The organism is Maribacter caenipelagi, assembly GCF_004364175.1.
Classification (GTDB): domain Bacteria; phylum Bacteroidota; class Bacteroidia; order Flavobacteriales; family Flavobacteriaceae; genus Maribacter; species Maribacter caenipelagi.
On record NZ_SNZW01000013.1, the window covers coordinates 666861 to 684860 of the forward strand.

The 18000-nt window shown below is 35.0% G+C and carries 16 protein-coding genes; 9 read left to right on the top strand and 7 right to left on the bottom strand.

All coding sequences use genetic code 11. The features are described 5' to 3' along the window. Window positions 1-206 precede the first annotated feature (206 nt). From tgt to DFQ03_RS07865, 6 genes are all read left to right on the top strand, one after another. Window positions 207-1337: a tRNA guanosine(34) transglycosylase Tgt gene (tgt, locus tag DFQ03_RS07840; protein WP_133672606.1), complete on the top strand. Its 1131-nt coding sequence runs from the start codon at window positions 207-209 to the stop codon at window positions 1335-1337. After that, on the top strand, window positions 1337-2419 hold the full coding sequence (locus DFQ03_RS07845; RefSeq protein WP_133672607.1) for an LptF/LptG family permease: 1083 nt from the start codon (window positions 1337-1339) through the stop codon (window positions 2417-2419). The genes tgt and DFQ03_RS07845 overlap by 1 nt, the downstream gene beginning before the upstream one ends. Next, window positions 2406-3305: a DMT family transporter gene (locus DFQ03_RS07850; protein ID WP_133672608.1), complete on the top strand. Its 900-nt coding sequence runs from the start codon at window positions 2406-2408 to the stop codon at window positions 3303-3305. Before DFQ03_RS07845 ends, DFQ03_RS07850 begins: the two co-directional genes overlap by 14 nt. 49 nt (window positions 3306-3354) lie before the next feature. Then, window positions 3355-4308, top strand: coding sequence for an acetyl-CoA carboxylase carboxyltransferase subunit alpha (locus DFQ03_RS07855; protein WP_133672609.1), 954 nt, complete (start codon window positions 3355-3357; stop codon window positions 4306-4308). 166 nt (window positions 4309-4474) lie between these two features. Next, window positions 4475-6025, top strand: a complete 1551-nt coding sequence (dnaB, locus tag DFQ03_RS07860; RefSeq protein ID WP_027064522.1) for a replicative DNA helicase — start codon at window positions 4475-4477, stop codon at window positions 6023-6025. Window positions 6026-6197: 172 nt separating this feature from the next. Further along, a complete protein-coding gene (locus DFQ03_RS07865; RefSeq protein ID WP_133672610.1) occupies window positions 6198-7460 on the top strand; it encodes an asparagine synthetase B in 1263 nt (420 codons plus the stop codon). Between the two features lie 91 nt (window positions 7461-7551). On the opposite strand, the gene DFQ03_RS07870 is transcribed toward DFQ03_RS07865, so the two are convergent. Together DFQ03_RS07870 and DFQ03_RS07875 are read right to left on the bottom strand one after the other, a co-directional pair. Continuing rightward, a complete protein-coding gene (locus DFQ03_RS07870; RefSeq protein WP_133672611.1) occupies window positions 7552-8913 on the bottom strand; it encodes a hypothetical protein in 1362 nt (453 codons plus the stop codon). A gap of 20 nt (window positions 8914-8933) precedes the next feature. After that, window positions 8934-11351 (bottom strand): TonB-dependent receptor, encoded by a 2418-nt coding sequence (locus tag DFQ03_RS07875; protein ID WP_394346263.1) that lies wholly within the window; start codon window positions 11349-11351, stop codon window positions 8934-8936. A 147-nt stretch (window positions 11352-11498) separates the two neighbouring features. Here DFQ03_RS07875 and DFQ03_RS07880 point away from each other — a divergent pair, with 147 nt between their 5' ends. After that, window positions 11499-12470 (top strand): helix-turn-helix domain-containing protein, encoded by a 972-nt coding sequence (locus DFQ03_RS07880; protein ID WP_133672612.1) that lies wholly within the window; start codon window positions 11499-11501, stop codon window positions 12468-12470. Window positions 12471-12485: 15 nt separating this feature from the next. Here the strand turns inward: DFQ03_RS07880 and DFQ03_RS07885 are convergent, their stop codons facing one another. Next, the gene (locus DFQ03_RS07885) at window positions 12486-13280 is read right to left on the bottom strand and encodes an HAD family hydrolase (RefSeq protein WP_133672613.1); all 795 of its coding nucleotides are present in this window, start codon (window positions 13278-13280) and stop codon (window positions 12486-12488) included. A gap of 91 nt (window positions 13281-13371) precedes the next feature. Between DFQ03_RS07885 and DFQ03_RS07890 the strand changes: the two genes are divergently transcribed. Together DFQ03_RS07890 and DFQ03_RS07895 are read left to right on the top strand one after the other, a co-directional pair. Further along, window positions 13372-13794 carry a secondary thiamine-phosphate synthase enzyme YjbQ gene (locus DFQ03_RS07890; protein ID WP_133672614.1) on the top strand — a complete coding sequence of 141 codons (423 nt, stop codon included), beginning with the start codon at window positions 13372-13374 and terminating at the stop codon, window positions 13792-13794. 33 nt (window positions 13795-13827) lie between these two features. Next, a complete protein-coding gene (locus DFQ03_RS07895; protein WP_133672615.1) occupies window positions 13828-14106 on the top strand; it encodes an EF-hand domain-containing protein in 279 nt (92 codons plus the stop codon). Between the two features lie 36 nt (window positions 14107-14142). Here DFQ03_RS07895 and rplT read toward each other — a convergent pair whose 3' ends face one another. From rplT to thrS, 4 genes are all read right to left on the bottom strand, one after another. Beyond that, window positions 14143-14487, bottom strand: coding sequence for a 50S ribosomal protein L20 (gene rplT, locus DFQ03_RS07900; RefSeq protein ID WP_091623188.1), 345 nt, complete (start codon window positions 14485-14487; stop codon window positions 14143-14145). A 95-nt stretch (window positions 14488-14582) separates the two neighbouring features. Continuing rightward, window positions 14583-14780 carry a 50S ribosomal protein L35 gene (gene rpmI / locus DFQ03_RS07905; protein ID WP_027064530.1) on the bottom strand — a complete coding sequence of 66 codons (198 nt, stop codon included), beginning with the start codon at window positions 14778-14780 and terminating at the stop codon, window positions 14583-14585. Window positions 14781-14897: 117 nt separating this feature from the next. Beyond that, window positions 14898-15455 (bottom strand): translation initiation factor IF-3, encoded by a 558-nt coding sequence (gene infC, locus DFQ03_RS07910; protein ID WP_084135105.1) that lies wholly within the window; start codon window positions 15453-15455, stop codon window positions 14898-14900. 24 nt (window positions 15456-15479) lie between these two features. Beyond that, entirely contained in the window at window positions 15480-17426 is a 1947-nt protein-coding gene (thrS, locus tag DFQ03_RS07915) for a threonine--tRNA ligase (RefSeq protein ID WP_133672616.1), read from the bottom strand. Between the last annotated feature and the right edge of the window lie 574 nt (window positions 17427-18000).

Below are 18000 nucleotides of genomic sequence, written 5' to 3' on the forward strand. Positions count from 1 at the left end.
ATACGATACCAAATGTTCCCTTTCTCGTTATACCATCAGAACGGAGGTAAAATATCTTTATTGTTTACGAGTGTATTTGGGTTAATTTCAGTTTTATCAAGTTACAATCACCAACATCTTAGTTTATTACTTTCAGTAACATCTTTGCTTTTTATTAAGTTTTTCCCAAACACAGTTCATTATATTTGCAGCTAGATTTAGAAAATTTGAAGTTTACACTACATAATACCGATTTACAATCAAAGGCTAGGGCAGGTACGATCGTTACTGACCATGGTATCATTGAAACCCCAATTTTTATGCCGGTGGGTACGGTAGCCTCTGTAAAAGGGGTGCACCAAAAAGAATTAAAGGAAGAGGTAAACCCAGATATTATTCTTGGTAATACCTATCATTTATTTCTTCGACCTAAAACGGAGATTTTAAAGAAAGCAGGCGGACTCCATAAATTTATGGGTTGGGATAGAAATATTCTTACCGATAGTGGTGGTTACCAAGTATATTCTTTATCGGCGAATAGAAAGATAAAAGAAGAAGGAGTTAAATTTAAATCTCATATAGATGGATCTATGCATTTATTTACTCCTGAGAATGTTATGGAAATTCAGCGGGTAATTGGCGCAGATATTATCATGGCTTTTGATGAATGTACACCTTACCCTTGCGATTATAATTATGCCAAGCGCTCTATGCATATGACGCATAGGTGGTTAGATAGATGTATTAATCACCTTTCTAAAACACCTTTTGAGTATGATTATGAACAAACATTTTTTCCTATCGTACAAGGGTCTACGTATAAAGATTTAAGAAGGCAATCGGCAGAATACATTGCGAATGCCGGTGCAGAAGGTAACGCCATTGGCGGACTCTCAGTTGGTGAGCCTGCAGAAGAAATGTATGGCATGACCGAGGTGGTATGCGAGATTTTACCAGAGGACAAGCCACGTTATTTAATGGGTGTAGGTACGCCTATTAATATTCTTGAAAATATTGCTTTAGGTATTGATATGTTCGATTGTGTAATGCCTACAAGAAATGCAAGAAACGGAATGTTGTTTACGGCACATGGTACTATTAATATAAAGAACAAGAAGTGGGAAGATGATTTCTCGCCTATTGACGAAATGGGTACAACTTTCGTAGATCATGAGTATTCTAAAGCGTATTTAAGACATTTATTTGCCGCCAACGAATATTTAGGGAAACAAATAGCAACAATTCATAACTTAGGCTTTTATATGTGGTTGGTGCGCGAAGCTCGTAAACATATTATAGCAGGTGATTTTAGAACCTGGAAAGATATGATGGTTAAACAAATGGATAAAAGGCTATAATGCTATCAATAATAGATAAATACATTCTAAAGCGGTATTTAGCAACTTTTTCGTTGATGCTTTTGTTGTTTATTCCCATTGGTATCATGGTGAATTTGGCAGAGCAGATCGGTAAAATGATCGATAATGAAGCACCGTTGAATGAAATTGTAATGTATTATGTGAATTTCACTATATACATTGGTAATCTATTATTTCCTATTTTTCTATTCCTTTCCGTAATTTTCTTTACTTCTAAGTTGGCGAACAATACCGAAATTGTTGCCATATTAAGTTCAGGAGTTTCTTATGGGCGTTTTTTAAGGCCTTATTTAATAGGGGCTTCTATGGTCGCAATATTAATGTTCTTTATGACCATGTTCATTGTACCCAATGCCAGTGTAGGTTTCAATGAATTCAAATATAAATACCTAAAAAAAGGGAAGCAAGATCGGGTCACCAACAATATCTTCAATCAGCTGAATGAAACCGATTTTATTTATGTGAGTAGTTTTGATCCGGCAAGGCAGCTTGGCCATAATTTTACGTTTGAGCGTTTTAATGAGAATAATGAGCTAGATTTTAAAATATCTGCAGCTAATATTAGATGGGTCGATAAAGACTCTAGCTACCGCTTAACATCATACAAAAAGAGAACTGTTTTAGGCGATACGGCAATTATTGAAAGTAAACGTCGACTAGATACCATTTTTGCTTTTGATATAGGAGATTTGACCCCTGTATCTTATGTTGCTGAAACAAAGAACCTTTTTGAATTAGATACTTTTATTAAAGATCAAAGGAGAAAGGGAGCCTCTAATATTAATACGTATGTTTTGGTGAAGTACAAGCGTTGGGCATTGCCATTAACAGCCTTTATCTTGACGATTATTGCCGTTTCTGTTTCTTCTGTTAAAAGGCGAGGGGGTATGGGAGCTAACTTGGCATTCGGTATTTTGATTGCGTTTATATTCATATTTTTTGATAAGGTATTCGGTGTACTCGCTGAGCAATCGGGCTTTTCGCCTTTGTTAGCGGTTATTATACCTAATGTAGTATTTGGATGTCTGGCATTTTATCTACTTCAAAATGCAAAAAGATAGAGTCCTTAATTTACTACACTTACATTTCATTGTCTTCATTTGGGGCTTTACAGCGATTTTAGGAAAGTTAATTACCATAGATTCGCTACCACTTGTTTGGATTAGAATGGGGTTGGCAACTCTTTTTATCGCTATCTATATTCTCTTTGCAAAATTCAGTTTAAAAGTTTCTAAAAAAACGTTTTGGTGGTTGGTCGGTGGTGGTATCGTAGTAGCATTACACTGGGTCACTTTCTTTTTGGCAATAAAAGTATCTACTGTTTCAGTTGCACTGGCTATGATGTCTACAGGAGCTTTTTTTACAGCGTTGATGGAACCCTTTTGGTACAAACGAAAGATAATCGGTTATGAAATTCTTTTTGGCTTAATGGTCGTAGCAGGACTCTATTTGATTTTTAAAGTTGAAACGGAGTATGTATACGGAATGATAATCGCATTAATATCGGCATTTTTAGCAGCTGTTTTTTCATTGATCAATGGCAAGCTAGTACAAAACAATAAACCATCGATCATCTCTTTTTATGAATTAGGCGTGGGTATGGTTTTTTTATCTATAGTCTTATTATTTAAAGGTGATTTTAATATGTTATTGGTAACACTGCCTCAAATGGATTGGATTTACCTGATTGTTTTAGCGCTTATCTGTACGGCATATGCATTTATCGCATCGGTTAAAATTATGCGAGTTTTAACGCCATATACCGTAATGCTTACTACAAATTTAGAACCAGTATATGGTATTCTGCTGGCTTGGGTCATATTTGGGTCAGAAGAAAAAATGAAACCAATGTTTTATGTGGGAGCCTTAATTATACTCAGTACGGTCATTGCGAACGGTATTTTGAAACAAAGAGCAAATATTAAAAAAAGGGTACCCAAGATTTAGGTATTAAAGTTTTATCTTTGAGCCGCAACTAAAGAAACTTTAAAGAAATATGGAATATTTGGATTTTGAACTTCCAATTAAAGAATTGGAAGAGCAATTGGACAAGTGCATGGTAATTGGAGAGGAAAGTGATGTTGATGTTACCGAGACATGTAAACAGATTGAAAAGAAACTTACCGAAACTAGAAAAGATATCTATAAGAATCTAACTGCTTGGCAACGAGTTCAGTTATCTAGACACCCAAATAGACCTTATACATTAGACTATATAAAAGCTATTTGTGGTGATACCTTTTTGGAACTACATGGTGACCGTACCGTCAAAGATGACAAGGCCATGATCGGTGGTTTAGGTAAAATTGGTGATCAGAGCTATATGTTTATTGGTCAACAGAAAGGATATAATACTAAAACACGTCAGTATAGAAATTTTGGAATGGCCAACCCAGAAGGGTATAGAAAGGCTTTACGTTTAATGAAATCTGCCGAAAAATTCCAGGTGCCTGTAGTTTGCTTAATTGATACACCTGGTGCTTACCCAGGTATTGAGGCAGAAGAAAGAGGACAAGGAGAGGCAATTGCAAGAAACATACTTGAAATGACCCGACTAAAAGTGCCTATAATTGTTGTAATTATTGGTGAAGGTGCCTCTGGTGGTGCATTGGGTATAGGTGTTGGTGATAAGGTATTAATGCTAGAGAATACATGGTATTCTGTTATTTCACCAGAATCTTGTTCTTCAATTTTATGGAGAAGCTGGGAGTATAAAGAGAGAGCTGCCGAAGCTTTGAAATTGACAGCTACCGATATGAAAAAGTTGAAATTAATAGATGAAATCATTCGCGAACCTGCAGGTGGTGCTCATGCTAACAGACCTAAAACTTTTGAAACCGTAAAAAATAAAATTTCTTCTCATTTTGATGATTTGCAAAAGTTATCACCAAAAGAATTGGTAAATCAGCGTATGGATAAATACGCACAGATGGGCGTTTTTAACGGCTAATATACGTTTTAGGCATCTTAAAAATATACCGAGGATTTTATTCCTCGGTTTTTTTATGTTATTAACAGAAAATCGTAACTTATAAACAATCAATTGTTAGTCAATTGTGAACATCGTATTCGATGTTTTTCACGTTAACTAAAGGTTAATTGTATACTTTCGCACTATGGAGAACACGAAACCTTTTGTCGCCCGAAAGATCGACAAATCTAATATTATAAGCCTTCAAAAAGGTAAAATCCCACCGCAAGCTATTGATTTAGAAGAGGTTGTGTTGGGTGCTATGATGATAGATAAAAAAGGTGTTGATGAAGTTATCGATATATTACACCCCGATGTTTTTTATAAAGACGCTCATAGATTTATATACGAGGCTATCTTCATTCTCTTTGAAGAGTCGCAACCTATCGATTTATTAACCGTTTCGTCACAACTTAAGAAAGCAGGTAAATTAGAGGTTTGTGGAGGCGATTTTTACTTGATAAAATTGACTCAAAAAGTAGCATCATCTGCTCATATTGAGTTTCATGCACGTATTATTCTTCAGAAGTTTATTCAGCGTAGTTTGATTAAAATTTCCGGTGAAATTATTGAAGAGGCATATGATGAGGCTATCGATGTATTTGACTTATTAGATACTGCCGAAGCAAAACTATATGATGTTACCCAAGGGAACTTAAAACGTTCTGCAGAGACTGCGCAAGATTTGGTAATACAAGCCAAAAAACGAATTGAAGAGATTGCCGGTAAAGAGGGGATGAGTGGTGTCGCATCAGGATTCGATAAGCTAGATAAGCTTACTTCGGGTTGGCAACCAAGTGATTTAATTATCGTTGCTGCACGTCCTGGTATGGGTAAAACGGCTTTTACTTTATCCATGGCTAGAAATATGGCGGTAAATACAAATACACCCGTAGCATTCTTCTCATTGGAGATGTCCTCGGTACAGCTGATTACGAGATTAATTTCTTCTGAAACTGGTTTGTCTTCAGAAAAATTGAGAACCGGAAAGCTTGAAAAGCACGAGTGGGAACAACTGAATGTAAAGGTGAAAACTTTAGAAAAGGCACCTTTGTTTATTGATGACACTCCATCACTATCTATTTTCGATTTACGTGCAAAGGCAAGACGTTTGGCTTCTCAGCATGGTATAAAAATGATCATGATCGATTATTTACAGTTAATGACAGCTGGGGGTAGTCAAAAAGGTGGAAACAGGGAACAGGAAATTTCTACGATTTCTAGAAACTTAAAAGCTCTAGCAAAAGAATTGAACGTACCTGTAATTGCATTATCTCAGTTATCGCGTGCTGTTGAAACACGTGGGGGCAGTAAAAGACCTATTCTTTCGGATTTGAGGGAATCTGGAGCAATCGAGCAAGATGCCGATATTGTTTCGTTCATCTATAGACCAGAGTATTATAAGATAGAAGAATGGGATGATGAAGAGCGTACACCAACACAAGGTCAGGGTGAATTTATTGTAGCAAAACACCGTAATGGTGGTTTAGAAAATATTAGATTGAAGTTTATCGGTAACCAAGGTAAGTTCGATAACCTTGATGATTTTGATTCACCGTTCGAATTCCAATCCAAAATGAATGCAAATGAAGAGAATCCGTTTGCTACTAAAAATTTACCAAGTGCAGATGATGCTTTTGGTAGTAGTATGAATAGTAGTCCTGATCTAGATGAGGATAATGATGTACCTTTCTAAAAAAGAACTTATATATAAGTTTGAAAGTCTTCCATTAGGGAGACTTTTTTGTTTTATAGTTAACTCATTTTCGACAATTCTCATTATCTTAATTACAATAGCTTTAACGAAACCCTAATTAATGCTCCAAAGATTTTACTATATCTTTGGGTGAATACCTTGATCATATTTTATGTCTAGATTTATAACATCAGTTTTCTTTCTCTTAATTTCAGTACAGCTTCTCGCATCTTCTATTTTAATACCTATGGATGCCGATACCCAAAAAAATCACTTAAAAGCTTACGGAATTACGTATTGGGTTTTGTCAAAACAACAGAAAGTACAATGGTTATTGAATTACCGTGGTGGTTCTTTTTTATTACCAGATGGGGAAAGTATTAGAAAAGAATGTCAGATTAGAGGGGTAAGTTTTGAGATTTTATCGGATGGACAAGCAAACAGAATTTTAGATGATATTAGCAGTCCTTCCGTTAATCAGGATGCAGTAATTCTAGAAAAAGCACCAAGAATAGCTGTTTATTCACCAAAAGATAAACAACCTTGGGATGATGCAGTAACCATGGCTTTGACTTATGCTGAGATTCCATATACCACAATTTATGATGAAGAGGTTCTTGGAGATAAACTAGCTCTGTATGATTGGCTTCACTTACATCACGAAGATTTTACAGGTCAATATGGTAAGTTTTATGGTGCATATAGAGCTACACCATGGTATATTGAAGGAAAGAAAAATGCAAAGAAATTAGCTAATAAATTAGGGTTTGATAAGGTTTCCGAAGAAAAAAGAGCGGTTGCTTTGAAGATTAGAAATTATGTAATTGGTGGCGGATTCATGTTTGCCATGTGTTCTGCAACTGATAGTTTCGATATTGCTTTAGCTGCTGACGGAATTGATATAGTTGAACCCATGTTCGATGGTGATGCTTCTGACCCTAACTATCAAGCCAATTTAGATTATGGGAAAACGTTTGCATTTACAGATTTTATTCTAGAACGTAGTCCGCTGAAATATGAATTCTCTTCTATAGATATGACCAACAAGAGAGGTAACGTACCAAAAGAATCAGATTACTTTTCGTTAATGGACTTTTCAGCTAAATGGGATCCAATACCTACTATGCTATGTCAGAATCATACTTCTTTGGTAAAGGGCTTTATGGGACAAACTACTGCTTTTACACGTTCTGAAATTAAGCCGACGGTATTAGTGTTAGGGGAAAATAAGTTAAACGAAGAAGCAAGATATATTCACGGAATTAAAGGAAAAGGGTTCTTTACTTTCTACGGTGGTCACGATCCTGAAGATTACCAGCATAGGGTAGGGGACCCAAAAACAGAATTAGAGTTGCACCCGACGTCACCAGGGTATAGATTAATACTTAATAATGTATTATTTCCGGCAGCAAGAAAAAAGAAGCAAAAGACATAAATTGAATTCATGTTTCTATTGAAATAAAAAAAACCGTGATCAATACGAAAGTATTGATCACGGTTTTTTTTATAAAGTTTCTTCTTTAGATTTAGAATACTCCAATAAAGTGACTACCTGCAACATTCACCAACTCAGCACCTTTAGTTACTGCACCAGTTTCAGTTTCTACAACATAGATATTTCCATTTTGACCAACAGCGCCTTGGGTAAGGTAAATTTCGGTACCTTCAACAACAAAGCCTTGGTATTGAAATAAGTAGAAATCTGGATCATAAGGTATATCTTCAATTTTAACTGCAGTCTTGGCATTTAGATCTACTAGGGCGAAAAAGCCTTGTGGACCTGCAACACCTTCTGCAGAACCATCATGACGGTATGCTAATACGGCTTTTCCATTAGCAGCCGGTCTCCAGGCAAGAATATATGCTCCCTCAACCCCTAAAGCGTCGTCTAAATTGAAATCGTATGTATCGTCATATTCATTATCTGAATCAATTTTTAGAATATAAGAACCTTCTGGATCACTTTGGTTTGCTTGGTAAACACTACCGTTGTATTCAAATGAATTGATACTACGGTATCCGTTCGTATTTCCATGACCAACAGTAGAAGTAATAACCGACGGATTCAATAAAGATGGGTAGTCTAATATGATGGTTTTAGAACCTAATATCTCAAAATCAGAATCACTTTCAGCGGTTGCAGGATCAACTTTGTTCAAACGAGCACCTATATATAACTTATCTCCTGCAGCATTTAAAGTTGGCATGTCAATTCTAGAAATATAGTAGCCTGCAGCTTCTTCTTCAGCAGATAAAGGTACGCTGTGCTCTTGGAATTCTTTTATAGATGAATTAACCAAATCTAAAGTTACTACACCAATAGTAGCCTCAGTACGAGTGTATGCATCATTCTCGTCAAATTCATTTTCATTGTTTACATAAACAGCGGCACCAGTTTGATCACCATCAAATAATTTTATCCATCTTGGGGCTGTACCCACGTAAGGTGCAATACTAACTTCTGAACCTGACGGAGTAAAAGTTTGTCCACCTTCTACAGTATATTTCGTATAGTTACCACCAGTATCACCAGCATAACTAATATTGAAAATGGTTTTACCATCTTCAGAAGATTGTAATCTAGCCGTTCTATTAGAAGGTGCTATAAATCCGTTTTCAAAAGGCTCAATAGAAACAGTTGGGTTTTTTGCATCCTCACTTGTAACAGAATATATTAAAGTTCCGCCATTACCATCACCTGGATCTTCTCCCATTTTAGCAGCGGCTACAGTTATCCATCTGGGTTCTACTGGCTCTTCTGTTTCCGGTTCTTCAGTATCTGGTTCTGGTGTAACAACAGTATCGTCTTCATTACTACAAGCGGTCATAAGACCAGCCGTGAATATAATTGCAGCAAAGGTTTTAAGATTTAGAAACGTTCTTTTCATTTTTAGTTTTAATTAAAAGATTAAAATTTATTAATTGCGTAATTTAATTTTAGGTAAAAAGCTCTTCCTGGTTTTTGTACAGAAAGGTTATCGTAAACGGGTTCGTCGAATATATTTTTAATATCAAAACTTACTATAAACCTGTTATTTGGAAATGCATAGCTAAGTCCGAAATCTTGTGAAATCTGTTGGGGTACAGAAAAAAATTCATTGCCAACAGTATTGCTGCCTTGCGCGGTCAAGAATGAAAATTCATCAGTGAAGTATAAATTGTAAAAAGCGTTAAGCCTAGATTTCTTTTGAATTAAATCTTTGAAGGAATAACGTAAGCCACCGTTCATGGTAAAAAATGGCGTGTTAGGCACATCGATTTCTATTCCTTGGTTTTCAATTTTAAGATCATATCGAGAAATGTTGAAGTTCAAACCAAAATTGTTATCGTAAGAGTAATTTAGTTGAGCATCAAAACCTTTAGAAGTGCCACTGCCTTGGTTTACATATACAATTAATTCGTCATCAACATTTAAAGAAGTTTCAATAGGTAGACCAATTCTGTCTTTTATGTTACGGGTAAAAACATTGGTAGATATCGTAAAATCATGTTTTTTAATATTGAAATTTCCAAACCTGAAGCCTAAGTTGAAATTCTCACTACTTTCAGGATCAATACTTGAATTGGCTACAACATTGTCTCCGTCATTTCCGAAAATCTCAGTTTCGTCTGGTAATCTAATTGCTTTTTCTGCGGATGCTAATAGGGTGATATTGGGTACGATTTCGTAGGAAGCAGCAAAACCATAACCATCATAATTTTTATTGCTACTTACTATTTCGTCTACTATAACATCATTTCCGTTTTCATCGGTTTCTATTGCGGGGTCAACACTTGTTGTTTTTTGCTGATAATGCTTGCCAAATAAACTTGTTTTTAATTTTTCGTCAAAAGCAGTTAATTCGTAGGTTAAAGAGTATATGTTCTTTTTTAAATCTCTTGTACCTAAAAAAGTGTTTTCTAATACAGATTGTAAAGGATCGCTATCCTCTCTGTCGATACCACTATATACATGGTTTGCAGATATTTTATGATGATTATTTATGGCATATGAAACCCCTGTTCTAATAGAAGCTACGTTTCTTTTGATTTTAGCTAAAGTAGGACCGCCTTCTTGTTGTGAGCGCCATGTGTATTGATATTCATCTCCTCTAAAGTCGATAGCACGTTCACCGGTCCAACTATATGCCCAAGAGACGGTATCGTTAACCACACGGTTTCTTTTTCCATATAAACCGTTTACGTTTACATCAAGCCCTTTGGTAAATAAATCTTTCTTTTGGTAAGTTAAGCTACCTAGTAGGGCGTCAGATTCTAAAAATCTATCTTTATATGGCGTTATGGTCATAAATGCACCATGCTGTACTTCTTTATAGTCATCTGACCCAGTGATTCCAACAAAGAATTGATCTGCCCATTTTACATCTGTATATCCTATTTCAGCTTTTCCTCCAGTTGATCGGTAAGCATCATTGAACCTTCTTGCGGTAATTGGTGTTTGAACTCCTCCGAGTCCGGTTACAACGACACTTCTGCCAGATACTTTATAATCGTTGTCAGAGTAGTTGTGAAAAAGAGATGCCTTAACTGTTAATCCTGATTTATCAAAACGATATAAGCCATTTACACTAGCTTGAACCGTATTGAATGACCCATAAGACACAGATGCATTAAAATTTGTTTTTGCATCATTATGCAATACTATGTTAATAGCCCCGCCTAAGGCATCGTCCGCTAAATAGCCAGGCACCACTCCTTTATAAACTTCAATGTTTTTAATCATAGATGGTGGTATGCTATTTAGGTTGAATGAATTACCGTAAGTTGAAATCGGAATACCATCTATAAATATGCGTACCGAGTTACCAGATAATCCATTTAAACTATAGGTAACATCTGAGCCTAATCCGCCATTTTGACGAATTTTTACTCCAACGGTAGTATTCAGTAATTCGTTGGTTTGTATGTTTCTTAGGCTAGCTTCTTCTGTTTTTATTGCACTAACAGCAAAACCTTTTGTTTCTAGTTTTGTCTCTTTCGATTTACCGTTGATAGTAACTTCATCTAAATTCTCCGTTGATTCTTGTAGAGTGAAATTGAGACTGACTCTACTATTACGGTCAGATATTTCAAAAGGTACCGACCGTGTGCCATAACCAACAAATGAAACTACCAGGTTGTATTTTCCTTTTGGAACCTTATTGATGGAGTAGAAACCATTTTCATCAGTAAGAACACCAAGTTTTGATCTTTCAACTAATACACTTGCAAAAGGTAAAGGATCGCCAGATGTGTCTTGTACTGTACCTGAAACAGTACCTAGAATTTGCTGCCCTTGAACAAATATGTACATAAAGAAAAGTACAGCAGTAAAGAATTTTTTCATTTGTTTTAAAATAGCTACTAATCTTTATTAAGATTTAGTCTAAATAAATTAGTTTTGCAAATCTAAAGCAGGAATGAGAAGGCAAGTACCGAGAAAGGAATTTAAACATACGCAAAAGGAAGTATTGAAATATGGGAGGAAAAGCATATGAATAGCGAGTTGTTACGAAAAGAATTACGGGTAGATGAACTGTTTAAAAACGGATTTATTGATAACTCTGTCCAGTTCAATGAAGTAGAAGTAACCACAAAGGATAATAATTCTTTTATTAGGGGTGCAGATTTTTCTAATACCCAGGCTATTCATCAGTTCGATTCTGAAATTAGTGTAACCAGTGACGAACATTTAATAAAACTTCATTTTTCTTTGGAGGGTACTTATTGCTATCAACCGTTAAGGCATATTAAATATTTAGTTCAAATTCCAGAAAATCACTGCAATATGTTTTACTACCCAACAACCGAGGGTAGAGATATATTTTTTAAGGGAAATGCTAAGCTATTTGAGATCTATGTAAAGCCTAGTTTATTACAAAACTTATTGGGAACGGAATTTGAAAGTTCATTTGAAAAACTAAAAGCAGCAATATCTAACTCAAACTCATTTGTATTGTGGGATAAGAGTAAGTTCATTCCTCCTCAAATTCGAAGCAAAATAAATGAAATAATACAATGCCCTTATAAAGGAGAGATTAGAAAAACATATTTAGAAAGTAAATTGACGGTTTTAATGATAGATTTTCTTTTGGGTAGGCAAACTTCAAAGCTTTCTAAGACCAATATTAAATTGTTGAACTCAGATTATTTGGCAATTGTAAAAGTAGAAGCCCATATAAGAAATAACCTGAAAGAGCCATTGAAAATTCTAGATTTAGCCAATATAGCGGGTTTCAATGCTACCAAGTTGAAAAGAGATTTTAAAAAAATATATGGGGTAACAGTTTTTAAATATATTACAGCATTACGAATGGAAGTTGCTAAAAGTTTAATTACCCAAGATGGGGCTACCATTGCTTATGCAGCATACGAAGTAGGTTATGCAAATCCGCAGCACTTCACCACAGCTTTTAAAAGAACTATGGGTTATGTGCCAAGTGAGTTAAAACCTGCAGTGCAGTAATTAATTATGATGACTTTATTTGATTAACATTTTTAATATATGCTCTACACCATTTTCATCATTACTCAATGTGCTATATTTTGCAATTTTTTTTACATTTGGATGAGCGTTTTCCATAGCAAACCCGAAATCAGATAAGGCAAGCATTTCTATGTCGTTGTTATAATCTCCAAAGACCATTACTTCATTAGATGTCAAATTATAACTTTCCATAACCTTAGTTAATGCATAGCCTTTGTGTGCATTTATATTAGAAATATCTAACCAGTTTTCGCCAGAAACCTTTACTTTTAAATCACCCTCGAAGTGTTTTACAAAAGGATAAATATGTTTCTCAGAACTTTCAAAATGGTAAATGGCAATTTTGATTACTTCAGAATTGAAAGCTGAAAGGTCATCTATAATTTCAAATTTGGTATAATATTCAGCTAGCTTGCTTACAAATTCATTTGACTGACCGGTTAAATAAGCTTGATGTTTGCCGCAAAGCACTGGGTGAATGTTAGGTATTTCTTTTAAAGTTTTTAAAATATCATGTACATGGTTTTTATCTAAGGGTGTAACCAGAATTTCAGTATTCTGTTTCATGGCAAAGCCTCCGTTTTCTGCTATGACTATTATATCATCTTTTATAGCGGCTAATTTATCTATAATACTATTGTACTGTCTACCGCTCGCTGCTACAAAGGTGATGCCTTGAGATTTCAAATCTTTAAAAATGTCAAAGAATTGTTCGCTAACTTGGTGATCAGAGTTTAGAAGTGTCCCGTCCATATCTGAAACAACCATTTTAATCTTTGATAAATTCATGTAATTGTATTTTACTACAAAGATATTTCAACCAAGTTTACCAATGTGGCTAAAAAGTAAAGTTTTACCTTTATTTAATAATATATAGAGTATGAAATTATTTCAAAATGAAATCACATTACCATCTTACCCAAGAGGGTTTCATATAATCACGGGTCTTGTCGTTAAAAGTATCCCTGAAATCAAGCAAATACATACGGGCTTTTTACAAGTATTTATCAAGCATACATCTGCTAGCCTAACCATTAACGAGAACGCTGACCCAACGGTTAGAGAAGATTTTGAATCTCATATTAATGTATTAGTTCCTGAAAATGCTCCGTATTACAAACATTATTATGAAGGGTCAGACGATATGCCTGCACATATTAAGGCATCAATAATGGGTGCTTCGGTACAAATACCAGTAACCAAAGGTAAATTGAATATGGGTATCTGGCAGGGAATTTATCTTTGTGAGCATAGAAATTATGCGTCTGGTAGAAATATAGTTTTGACATTGTGGGGAAATTGATTTTTGACTAACTTGAAGTTAAGCAAAAGGAATATGACAACTGAAGAATCTATTTTAAATAAAATTCAAATACTAATTACCAATCATTTCCAAACACCTGAGATGGCCTTTAATTTTTTTGATAGAGATAATGATCAGAAGCTTACCAAGGCAGAAATTGTTAAGCTTCTGAAAGAAGCAGAAATAAGCGGTTTCATTAGAGGTATTGTATCTTCAAAGCTAATTGAAGGTTATGATCGCAATGGCGATGAACTAATAGACTGGGAAGAATTTAAAGCGGCAATATCTAAAATTAAAAAATCCGATTCGTAAGAATCGGATTTTTCAAAAAGTGAGATTGTTATTAATTTATTTTACCTGATCTACAACTGCCTTAAAGGCATCTGGGTGATTCATTGCTAAATCTGCAAGAACTTTTCTGTTCAGTTCTATATTTTCAGCTTTTACTTTTCCCATAAATTGAGAGTAGGACATTCCGTGTTGTCTGGCACCTGCGTTAATACGGGTAATCCACAATGAACGAAAAGTTCTTTTCTTGTTTCTACGGTCTCTGTAAGCATATAACATTGCTTTTTCAACCGCATTTTTGGCTACTGTCCAAACGTTTTTACGTCTTCCAAAGTAACCTTTGGCTTGCTTCATTACCTTTTTTCTTCTGGCTCTTGAAGCTACTGCATTTACTGATCTTGGCATTTTTTTTCTAATTTTTTGTAGTAGGCGTCCTTTTAATTTAAGGAACTTTTAAAGCCTAACTCCATGGTTAATAATTTTACCGGTTAAAGAGTTGGTTACTTTAAACGTAATTGCTCTTTAATACTGTTAACATCTGCTTGATGAACTAAACCATCATGTGTTAACTTAAGCTTACGCTTTTTAGATTTTTTAGTCAAAATATGACTCTTAAAAGCGTGCTTTCTTTTAATTTTACCTGTACCTGTAAGCTTAAAACGCTTCTTAGCACTGGATTTTGTTTTTTGTTTAGGCATTTTCTCCTAGTTTATATATTAATCTCACTTTGCATGCTAAACGCTGCCCACAATTGTAAGCAGCGTTTAGTATATTATAAATACAAATCGGTCGCAATGTTTAACCGAAGTATTGTTTTATTTTCCTTTAGTTTTAGGCGCAATGAACATTGTCATACGCTTTCCTTCTAATTTAGGCATCTGTTCTACTTTTCCTAATTCTTCCAATTCAGAAGCTAATTTCAATAATAGAATTTCACCCTGATCTTTATAGACAATAGAACGACCTTTGAAAAATACGTACGCTTTTAATTTAGCTCCTTCTTTAAGGAACTTTTCAGCGTGTTTCTTTTTAAAGTCATAATCATGATCATCTGTATTAGGACCAAATCTTATTTCTTTAACAACAACCTTAGAAGCTTTCGCTTTCATGGCCTTGTCTCTTTTCTTCTGCTCGTATAAAAACTTTTTATACTCCATTATTTTACAAACAGGAGGGTCAGCCTTTGGGGATATCTCCACCAAATCCAAACCTAATTCTTCTGCTTTTTCAAGAGCCTGAGGAAAAGGATATACACCTACTTCAACATTGTCACCTACCAACCTAACTTTTGGGGCTGTTATCTTTTCATTGATATTATGGGGATTCTTATTTTCCCTTCTAGGTTGTGGTCTAAATCTTTTACGTATTGCTATGACTAAATAATTTTAATTAAACTTTTATTCTTTAAACGTCTTTAAGGTACTATTTATTTCTTTGTTGACCAAGTCTGTAAACATAGTTACGTCAATCGCTCCTAAGTCTTCACCACCATGCTTACGCACAGAAATGGTGTTTGCAACTTCATCATTGTCCCCTACAATCAGCATAAATGGAACTTTACTCATTTCTGCCTCACGTATTTTCTTGCCAATAGTCTCGTTTCTACTATCTATAAGGGCGCGAATTTCGTTATTTTCTAGGGATTTTAAAACTTTTTGAGCATATTTTTCATGTTTTTCGCTAACAGGAAGAATAATAGCTTGTTCAGGGGTCAACCATAAAGGGAAATTACCACCCGTGTGCTCTATTAATAATGCAATAAAACGTTCCATACTTCCAAATGGGGCACGATGAATCATTACTGGTCTGTGAAGTTCATTATCACTGCCTTTATAGGTTAAATCGAACCTTTCCGGTAAGTTATAATCTACCTGAATTGTACCTAATTGCCATTGTCTGCCTAAAGCGTCTTTTACCATGAAATCTAGCTTAGGTCCATAAAAAGCGGCTTCACCACTTTCTATTACATAATTAAGTCCTTTTTCCTTAGCAGCATTTATAATTGCTTGTTCTGCTTTTTCCCAATTTTCTACTGATCCAATATATTTTTCTGGCGTATCTAAATCACGTACCGATACCTGAGCGGTGAAATCATCAAAGCCTAATGATCCAAGTACATATAATGATAGGTCTATAACTTCTTTAAATTCCTCGTCCAATTGATCTGGCGTACAAAAGATATGTGCATCATCTTGAGTAAACCCTCTAACTCTGGTTAGTCCATGTAATTCTCCACTTTGCTCATATCTATATACAGTACCAAATTCAGCAAACCTTTTAGGAAGTTCTTTATAGCTAAATGGTTTGGAGTTGTAAATTTCGCAGTGATGCGGACAGTTCATTGGTTTTAATAAAAACTCCTCATCTTCCTTTGGTGTATGAATAGGTTGAAAGCTATCTGCACCATATTTTTCATAATGGCCAGAGGTAACATAAAGTTCTTTTTGACCAATATGAGGTGTAACCACCATTTCGTAACCAGCTTTCTTTTGTGCCTTTTTTAGGAATTGCTCTAAACGTTCTCTTAGTGCGGCGCCTTTAGGTAACCATAGTGGTAAACCTTGTCCAACCTTTTGAGAGAAAGTAAATAGCTCTAATTCTTTACCTAATTTTCTATGATCACGTTGCTTTGCTTCTTCTAAAAGTGCTAAATATTCTGTAAGCTCTTTTTGTTTCGGAAACGATATACCATATATACGGGTAAGTTGCGGATTGTTTTCGTTCCCTCTCCAATACGCTCCGGCAACACTTAATATCTTAATTGCTTTTACAATTCCGGTATTTGGTATATGGCCACCACGACATAAATCTGTAAAGCTGTCATGATCACAAAATGTAATAGTACCGTCTTCAAGGTTTTCTATCAATTCTACTTTATACTCATTACCTTGATTTTTGTAAAAATCAAGAGCTTCTGCTTTTGAAACAGCTCTCATTTTATAATCATGCTTCCCTCTTGCAATTTCTATAGCTTTCTTTTCGATGGATGGAAAGTCTTTGTCAGAAATAGAACCTGTAGGAAGTTCAATGTCATAATAGAATCCATTTTCAATAGCAGGCCCTATAGTTAATTTAACACCAGGATAAAGTTCTTCTATAGCCTGTGCTACAATATGTGAAGTAGAATGCCAAAATGCGGTTTTACCTTCCTTGTCGTTCCAAGTATATAAAATTAAGCTACCATCGGTTTCTAATGGCGTTACAGTTTCAATAGTAGTATTGTTGAATTTTGCTGAAATAATATTCCGAGCTAATCCTTCGCTTATGCTCTTGGCAACCTCCATAGGGGTTGTTCCTTTTTCAAATTCTTTAACCGATCCGTCCGGAAGTGTAATTTTAATCATTTGCTGTACATATTATAGGGTGCCAAAGATAATAGGAACTATTCACGTCCGCAATAGATTCATACTATAATGTAAGGGATACATATAGTACTGGTTTGTTTGTTGTTGGTATAGCTTAATATAATGTCAGTTTTGGAGGTCTATTCTTTTAGTATATTTGAGTTTATGAGTAGTTTTTATGGTAAAATTCAATGCGTTTATGATGCGCTATATTGTTAAAGTGTTATTTATTAGGATGTTGCATCTTGATGTAAATTTTTCTTTAATTTTATTTTTAAAAATGGTTGTGATATTAAGAATAGTGTGTACATTTGCACCCCGCAAACGAGGAAGATTGATTCGGAATCGGGGTTTGGGAAAAGGTTCATATAGATGTTGTTTTGTATTGGCGAAAAAAAGAAAAAATAATTTTTTTCGATAAAAGTTGCCAGGTTAAAAAACAGTTGTATATTTGCAGCCGCTTAGGGAAACACCTAAGTGAAACGAGGCCGGGGAATGGAGAGATTTCAGGTTAAGTGGATAGAAGTTCATTGAAATATTGTGGAGATAAGAATCGAGAATAGGTGAGGACCTG